Origin of the sequence: Mycobacterium sp. UM_Kg1, from assembly GCF_000972925.1 — a bacterium.
Lineage (GTDB): Bacteria > Actinomycetota > Actinomycetes > Mycobacteriales > Mycobacteriaceae > Mycobacterium > Mycobacterium hiberniae.
The window spans coordinates 1-7,365 of the sequence record NZ_JRMK01000169.1 but is presented as its reverse complement, the minus strand read 5'-3'; the positions used below and the strand labels follow the sequence as shown (position 1 = coordinate 7,365).

Below are 7,365 nucleotides of genomic sequence, written 5' to 3'. Positions count from 1 at the left end.
GGATCTGGTGGCGGTGCGTTCGGCGTTGGTGGAGGCGGGGATCGATTATGAGTCGGCGGAGGCCAGTTTTGTGCCGTCGGTGAGTGTGGTTGTCGATGTCGAGGGTGCTCGTAAGGTGTTCAAGCTGGTCGAGGCGCTGGAGGACAGTGACGACGTGCAGAACGTGTGGACCAATGTCGATGTGTCCGATGAGGTGCTGGCCGCCCTCGAAGCCGAATAGAACCCGGCCGCGCCGCCACGAGTGACCTCGGGCCGGGGTGACGGGCCGCCGCGTGTCGCATCCGCCCTGTGCGCCCATCCCCACTAAGCTGTCGAACAATTGTTCGGAGCGGGAGAGGACTCGGATGCGGGTGATGGGCGTCGACCCCGGGCTCACACGGTGTGGGCTGTCGGTGGTCGAGGGCGGGACGGGCCGTCAGGTCATCGCCTTGGATGTCGATGTGGTGCGCACTCCGGCCGATCAGGCGCTGCCGCAGCGGCTGCTGACCATCAGTGACACCGCCGAACACTGGCTCGACACCCACCGGCCGGATGTCCTCGCGGTCGAGCGGGTGTTCTCCCAGCAGAACGTCTCCACCGTGATGGGCACCGCGCAGGCCGGCGGGGTGATCGCGCTACAGGCCGCGCGCCGCGGCATCCCCGTGCACTTTCACACCCCCAGCGAGGTCAAGGCGGCGGTGACCGGCAGCGGCTCGGCCGACAAAGCGCAGGTCACTGCAATGATCACCCGGATTCTCGGCCTGCAGCAGAAGCCGACACCCGCTGACGCCGCCGACGCGCTGGCGCTGGCGATCTGCCACTGCTGGCGGGCCCCGATGATCGCCCGGATGGCTGCGGCCGAGGCGCTGGCCGCCGAGCAGCGCCGCAACTACACCGCCAAGCTCAAGGCGGCCCGCGCATGATCGCGTCGGTGCGCGGCGAGGTCATCGACATCGCGCTCGATCATGCGGTGGTCGAGGCCGCCGGCGTGGGTTACAAGCTGATGGCAACCCCGGCGACCCTGTCGACGCTGCGCCGCGGCGGTGAATCCCGGCTGATCACCGCGATGATCGTTCGGGAAGACTCCATGACGCTCTACGGTTTCCCCGACGCCGAGGCCCGCGATCTGTTTCTCACGCTGATCGGGGTCTCCGGTATCGGGCCCAAAATCGCCTTGGCGACCCTGGCGGTCTACGACGCGGCCGCCCTGCGCCGGGCGCTCGCGGACGGGGACGTCGCCGCGCTGACCCGGGTGCCCGGCATCGGTAAGCGCGGAGCGGAGCGCCTGGTGCTGGAACTGCGCGACAAGATCGGCCCGGTGGCCGCCTCCGGCGGCGCCGTCGTCAGCGGTCACGCGGTGCGCGCACCGGTGATCGAAGCCCTCATCGGGCTCGGCTTCGCCGCAAAGCAGGCCGAGGAGACCACCGACAAGGTCCTGGCCGACAATCCCGACGCGAGCACCTCTGAGGTGTTGCGGACCGCGCTGAGCCGGCTGGGGAAGACCAAGTGAGCCAGTCCGGCGAGGAAGACCGCGAGGTGTCCCCGGCGCTGACCGTCGGCGAGGGCGACATCGACGCCGGTCTGCGCCCACGCAGCCTGGCCGAGTTCATCGGCCAGCCCCGCGTCCGCGAGCAGTTGCAGCTGGTGATCGAGGGCGCCAAAAACCGTGGCGGCACACCGGACCACATCCTGCTGTCCGGACCGCCCGGCCTGGGCAAGACATCGCTGGCCATGATCATCGCCAGCGAGCTGGGCAGTTCGTTGCGGCTGACCTCCGGGCCGGCGCTGGAACGTGCCGGCGACCTGGCCGCGATGCTGTCGAACCTGGTCGAGCACGACGTGCTGTTCATCGACGAGATCCACCGCATCGCGCGGCCCGCCGAGGAGATGCTCTACCTGGCGATGGAGGATTTCCGCGTCGACGTCGTGGTCGGGAAAGGCCCCGGCGCCACCTCGATTCCCCTGGAGGTGGCGCCGTTCACCCTGGTCGGTGCCACCACCCGCTCCGGCGCGCTCACCGGCCCGTTGCGCGACCGGTTCGGTTTCACCGCGCACATGGATTTCTACGAACCGGCCGAGCTGCAGCGGGTGCTGGCGCGCTCGGCGAAGATCCTCGGGATCGAGCTGGGCCCCGAGGCGGCCGCGGAGGTGGCGCGCCGGTCGCGGGGGACGCCGCGCATCGCCAACCGATTGCTGCGACGGGTGCGTGACTATGCCGAGGTGCGGGCCGACGGTGTGATCACCCGCGACGTGGCCAAAGCTGCCCTGGCGGTCTACGACGTCGACGAGCTGGGCCTGGACCGGCTGGACCGCGCCGTGCTGTCGGCGCTGACCAAAAGCTTCGGCGGAGGCCCGGTCGGGGTCTCCACGCTGGCCGTTGCGGTGGGGGAGGAAGCCACCACCGTCGAAGAGGTCTGTGAGCCCTTCCTGGTGCGCGCCGGGATGGTGGCACGCACCCCGCGGGGCCGCGTCGCGACACCGGCGGCCTGGACACATCTGGGCATGGTGCCGCCGGCCGGTGCCGGCGGTCTGGGGCAGCAGGGCTTGTTCGAGTAGGGCAGCCGGTCAGAGCCGGCCGAGTTCGCCGGCCAGGACCTCCAGGCCCTCGGACAGCAGTTCGTCGCTGATGGTCAGCGGCGGCAGCAGCCGCACCACGTTGCCGAAGGTGCCGCACGTCAGCACGATCACCCCGGCGCGATGACACGCCGCGGCCAGTGCCTTGGTCAGCTCGGCATCCGGTTCGCTCGTGCCGGGCCGCACCAACTCGATCGCGATCATGGCGCCGCGCCCACGGACATCGCCGATCCGATCGTCGTCGGCCTGCAAGCTCTTCAGCCGCTGGAACATCAGTCGTTCCAGCTGCCCGGCGCGTCCCACCAGGTCCTCGTCCTCGACGGCGGCCAGCGCTCCCAGCGCTGCGGCGCAGGCCACCGGATTGCCGCCGAACGTGCCGCCCAGCCCGCTGACGTGCGGAGCGTCCATGATGTCGGCTCGCCCGGTGACCGCGCCCAACGGCATCCCCCCGCCGATGCCCTTGGCGGTGCAGATCAGATCGGGTGCCATCCCCTCGTGCGCACAGGCGAACATCGCCCCGGTGCGGGCGAAGCCGGTCTGCACCTCGTCGGCGATGAACACCACCCCGTTGTCGCGGCACCACGCCAGCAGCGCGGGCAGAAATCCGGGTGCCGGGACGATGAACCCGCCCTCACCCTGGATGGGTTCGATCACGACCGCGGCCAGATTGCCGGCGCCGACCTGGTTCTCCAGAAGGCCGATGGTGCGCTCGGCGGCCCGTCGGCCGTCGCCGGCCAGCTCTGGGTCGATCAGGCTGTCCCGGTAGGGATAAGACCCCGGTGCGCGATAGACCTCGGGCGCGAACGGGCCGAACCCGCTCTTGTACGGCATCGCCTTGGCGGTGAGCGCCATCGTCAGGTTGGTGCGGCCGTGATAACCGTGCTCAAACGCCGCCACCGCCGGTCTGCGGGTGTAGGACCGGGCGATCTTGACGGCGTTCTCCACAGCTTCGGCACCGGAGTTGAGCAGCACCGACCGCTTCTCGAACTGACCTGGGGTCAACCGGTTCAAGGCTTCCGCGACGGCCACATACCCCTCATAGGGTGCCACCATGAAGCAGGTGTGGGTGAACTCGGCGACCTGACGCCGCACCGCGTCCACTACCCGGGGGGCGGCGTTGCCCACTGTGGTCACCGCTATACCCGAACCCAGATCGATCAGGCGGTTGCCGTCGACATCCTCCACCACCCCGCCGCCGGCCCGGGCCACGTAGACCGGCAGGGGGCTGCTCACCCCGCGGGCAACGGCCGCCGCGCGGCGACGCGCCAGCTGCACCGAGCCGGGACCGGGGATCTCGGTGGCCAGGTGGCGGCTCTGCAGCGGCGGCACGGTCATCGTGGAGGGCCTGCTCGGCGATCCCGGCCGCGGATCAGAGCTGGCCGAGTGGCCGGCAGGCGTTGCCGAAGGGGTTCCACCATTGGCCGGGCGGGCAGTCCAGCGGTGTCGGCCCTTGACCCACCGGCATGCAGGTGTTGGTGCTCGGCTCCCAGTACTGGCCGCCCGGGCAGCCCAGCGGTGTCGGCCCCTGGCCCAGGGGCATGCAGGTGTTGGTGCTCGGCTCCCAGTACTGGCCGGCCGGGCAGTTCAGCGGCTCCGCGGAGCCCACGGCGGGCATGGCAAGTGCGCCCAGCGCCAGGGGAGCCGCTGCCAGGGCGACGGCGGTCGCCAGCCCACACGCGAAGTTCCTCATCGGCCAACCTTCCCTCGACTGCCCCCGTTCACCGACAGCCTAAGCGGTGGGCGACGGTGCCGACGCGCGGTCGCCGGAGACAGTGGCACACTGGTGGCATCGCATGGGCCCGCCACACCTCGGGTGGCCGGTGCCGAAGAGTCATTCGAACAAGTCGAAAGATCGGTTGTCGTTATGGAAAACATGGTTGCCTTCCTGCCGCTGCTCCTTGTCATGGGCGCGTTCATGTTCTTTGCCTCGCGGCGGCAGAAGCGCGCTATGCAGGCCACCATCGACCTGCACGAGTCGCTGCGGGTCGGCGACCGGGTGCACACGACCTCCGGTCTGCAGGCCACCATCACCGGCATCACCGAGGACTATGTCGACCTGGAGATCGCGCCGGGAGTGGTGACCACCTGGATGAAGCTGGCCGTGCGGGACAAGATCGAGCCGGAAGAGCTCACTGCCGACGCGCCGGTCGAGCAGGCCGTCGAAGGCGCCTGACGGCGCACCGGCCGCGGACCGGGGCTCAGGCATTCCCGGCGGGTTGACGCCGTCCGGACTGCCGGACACGCACCCGACGCGCCCAACGCCCGCCCAACGATTGCGTCGGCCAGCCGGGCACGTACCCTTTTGCGGGTGCAGTGGTACTGATCGCTGCGGGCCGCCCGGGCACGGGCCGGCCCCGAGGATCACCAGCGCGCAGTGCGCAAAGAGCGAAGGAGACTGAAACAACGTGGCATCGCCTTCGGCTCCGGTGCACCCTGCCCGCAACCTGGCGGTGTTCCTGGCAATGCTCATCGGCGTCTACCTGCTGGTTTTCCTGACCGGAAACAAGCTCGCCGAGCCCAAGCTGGGTATCGACCTGCAGGGCGGCACCCGGGTGACGCTGACCGCACGTACCCCGGACGGCTCCGCGCCGACCCGGGAAGCGCTTAACCAGGCGCAACAGATCATCAGTGCCCGGGTCAACGGGCTGGGGGTCTCGGGTTCCGAGGTCATCATCGACGGCAGCAACCTGGTCATCACGGTGCCGGGCAGCGACGGCAACGAGGCCCGCACCCTGGGCCAGACGGCCAGGCTCTATATCCGTCCGGTGATCAACGGGGTCTCGGTACAGGAGGCGGCCCAGGCCGCAGGCCGGATGCCCGGTCTCGGCGGTGGCGTGCCCGGAATACCCGGCCTGCCTCCCGGTGCCGGCGGCGGCGCCGGGCAGCTTCCCGGCCTGCCCGGGCTGCCGTCCGGCCAGCCCGGCTCGCCGGCCACGGGTGGTCAGACCCTGCCCGGCGGCCCTGGCGCGGGCGGGCAAGGCCTGTTCGGCGGTCCAGGCGGACAGGGCCTGTTCGGCGGCGCGGGTGGACAAGGTCTCTTCGGTGGGGGCGGCGCTGCCGCTCCGCAGCAGCCTTCCGCCCCGGCCGCCCAGCCGCGGCCCTTCCCGCAGGAGCCGACGCCCACCCCGGGTGGTACCGACTCCGACGAACCCACTCCCGGCACCTCGGCGACCACCCCGCAACCGGGCGCACCGGGATCGTTGCCCAACGCACCGGCCCCCGGCGCACCGAATCCTGCCTTCCCCGGCCTGCCCGGTCTTCCCGGCCTGCCCGGCCTGCCTGGGCTGTCCGGTCAGGGCGACGAGGCCCAGGGTCTGGCGGCTCGGATCGCCGCCGAGAAGCGGCTGCGGCAAAGCGACAACAAGGTAGTGCAGGCGCTGGCCCTGCAGATCCAGGCGGGACGCTGCGACAAAGAGGACATCCTCGCGGGCAACGACGACCCGACCCTGCCGCTGGTCACCTGCTCGCAGGACCACCAGACCGCCTACCTGCTCGCGCCGTCGATCATCAGTGGCGACCAGATCGCGGACGCCAGTTCGGGTATGGACCAGCGCAGCGGCTCCAACATCGTGCAGCTGCAGTTCAAGACCGGCGCTGCCGACGTGTGGGCCGACTACACCGCCACCCACATCGGCACGCAGACCGCGTTCACGCTGGACTCCCAGGTGGTCAGCGCACCGCAGATCCAGGAAGCCATCCCCGGCGGCCGGACCCAGATCACCGGCGGCTCGCCGGGCTTCACGCCGGACGGCGCGCGTCAGCTGGCCAACGTGTTGAAGTACGGATCGCTGCCGCTGTCGTTCGAGTCCTCGGAAGCCGAAACCGTCTCGGCCACACTGGGCATGACCTCGCTGCGGGCGGGCCTGATCGCCGGCGCGATCGGTCTGGCACTCGTGCTGGTCTACTCGTTGCTCTACTACCGAGTGCTCGGCGTGCTGACCGCGCTGTCGCTGGTGGTGGCCGGAGCCATGGTGTACGCGATCCTGGTGCTACTGGGCCGCTATATCAACTACACGCTTGACCTGGCCGGTATCGCCGGTCTGATCATCGGTATCGGCACCACCGCGGACTCGTTCGTGGTGTTCTTCGAACGCATCAAGGACGAGATCCGTGAGGGTCGCTCGTTCCGGTCGGCCGTACCACGCGGGTGGACGCGAGCCCGGAAGACCATCGTGTCGGGCAACGCGGTCACCTTCCTGGCCGCGGCGGTGCTCTATTTCCTGGCGGTCGGCCAGGTGAAGGGCTTCGCCTTCACGCTGGGGCTGACCACGATCATCGACCTGTTGGTGGTGTTCCTGGTGACCTGGCCGCTGGTCTACCTGGCTTCCAAGTCGCCGACGCTGGCCAAGCCGTCCTACAACGGCCTCGGGGCGGTCCAGCAGGTGGCACGTGAGCGGCGGGCGGTGGCGAAATCGGGAGGCGCAACGAGCGGCAAGTCCGGAGCCAAAGCGCGCACGCGGGTAACCGCCCAGTCGACGGGACAGGGATAGCCAGATGGCCAAACCGAGCACCAAGAGCGCCGCGAAGCCCGCAAAGAAGGACGCGGCCGCGGCCCAACCCGCCAAGAAGCGCACCGCGGTAGCGCCCAAGGCGCCCGAGCACAGCTTCCTGTCCCGGCTCTACACCGGTACCGGCGCGTTCGAGGTCATCGGCCGCCGAAAGATGTGGTACGCGATCAGCGGTGCCATGGTGGCCATCGCCATCGTCAGCATCCTGGTCCGCGGCTTCACCTTCGGTATCGACTTCGCCGGTGGCACGAAGGTCTCGTTCCCCCGCGGCGACACCTCGGTCACGCCTGTCTCTTATACACAT

Annotated in this window: 8 protein-coding genes and 1 pseudogene; 7 read left to right on the top strand and 2 right to left on the bottom strand. The window is 69.9% G+C overall.

The features are described 5' to 3' along the window. From LI92_RS21955 to ruvB, 4 genes are all read left to right on the top strand, one after another. Positions 1 to 220 (top strand): YebC/PmpR family DNA-binding transcriptional regulator (locus LI92_RS21955; protein WP_192830089.1); only part of this gene is annotated, 220 nt, incomplete at its 5' end. Positions 221 to 344: 124 nt separating this feature from the next. Next, complete coding sequence (ruvC, locus tag LI92_RS18550; RefSeq protein ID WP_046321543.1) at positions 345 to 902, top strand: crossover junction endodeoxyribonuclease RuvC; 558 nt, start codon at positions 345 to 347, stop codon at positions 900 to 902. Further along, positions 899 to 1,489, top strand: a complete 591-nt coding sequence (gene ruvA, locus LI92_RS18545; protein WP_046321541.1) for a Holliday junction branch migration protein RuvA — start codon at positions 899 to 901, stop codon at positions 1,487 to 1,489. The genes ruvC and ruvA overlap by 4 nt, the downstream gene beginning before the upstream one ends. Then, a complete protein-coding gene (ruvB, locus tag LI92_RS18540; protein WP_046321538.1) occupies positions 1,486 to 2,535 on the top strand; it encodes a Holliday junction branch migration DNA helicase RuvB in 1,050 nt (349 codons plus the stop codon). Before ruvA ends, ruvB begins: the two co-directional genes overlap by 4 nt. A 9-nt stretch (positions 2,536 to 2,544) precedes the next feature. Here ruvB and gabT read toward each other — a convergent pair whose 3' ends face one another. Together gabT and LI92_RS22565 are read right to left on the bottom strand one after the other, a co-directional pair. Further along, positions 2,545 to 3,888 carry a 4-aminobutyrate--2-oxoglutarate transaminase gene (gene gabT / locus LI92_RS18535; protein WP_046321535.1) on the bottom strand — a complete coding sequence of 448 codons (1,344 nt, stop codon included), beginning with the start codon at positions 3,886 to 3,888 and terminating at the stop codon, positions 2,545 to 2,547. A gap of 34 nt (positions 3,889 to 3,922) precedes the next feature. Further along, positions 3,923 to 4,243 (bottom strand): hypothetical protein, encoded by a 321-nt coding sequence (locus LI92_RS22565; protein ID WP_082109803.1) that lies wholly within the window; start codon positions 4,241 to 4,243, stop codon positions 3,923 to 3,925. Positions 4,244 to 4,417: 174 nt separating this feature from the next. Here LI92_RS22565 and yajC point away from each other — a divergent pair, with 174 nt between their 5' ends. The 3 genes and pseudogenes from yajC to LI92_RS18515 form a co-directional block, all read left to right on the top strand. Then, positions 4,418 to 4,726, top strand: coding sequence for a preprotein translocase subunit YajC (yajC, locus tag LI92_RS18525; RefSeq protein ID WP_046321531.1), 309 nt, complete (start codon positions 4,418 to 4,420; stop codon positions 4,724 to 4,726). Positions 4,727 to 4,958: 232 nt separating this feature from the next. Then, positions 4,959 to 7,043, top strand: coding sequence for a protein translocase subunit SecD (gene secD, locus LI92_RS18520; protein WP_046321529.1), 2,085 nt, complete (start codon positions 4,959 to 4,961; stop codon positions 7,041 to 7,043). Positions 7,044 to 7,047: 4 nt separating this feature from the next. Beyond that, positions 7,048 to 7,365 (top strand): annotated as a pseudogene (locus LI92_RS18515) (protein translocase subunit SecF); the annotation flags it as partial.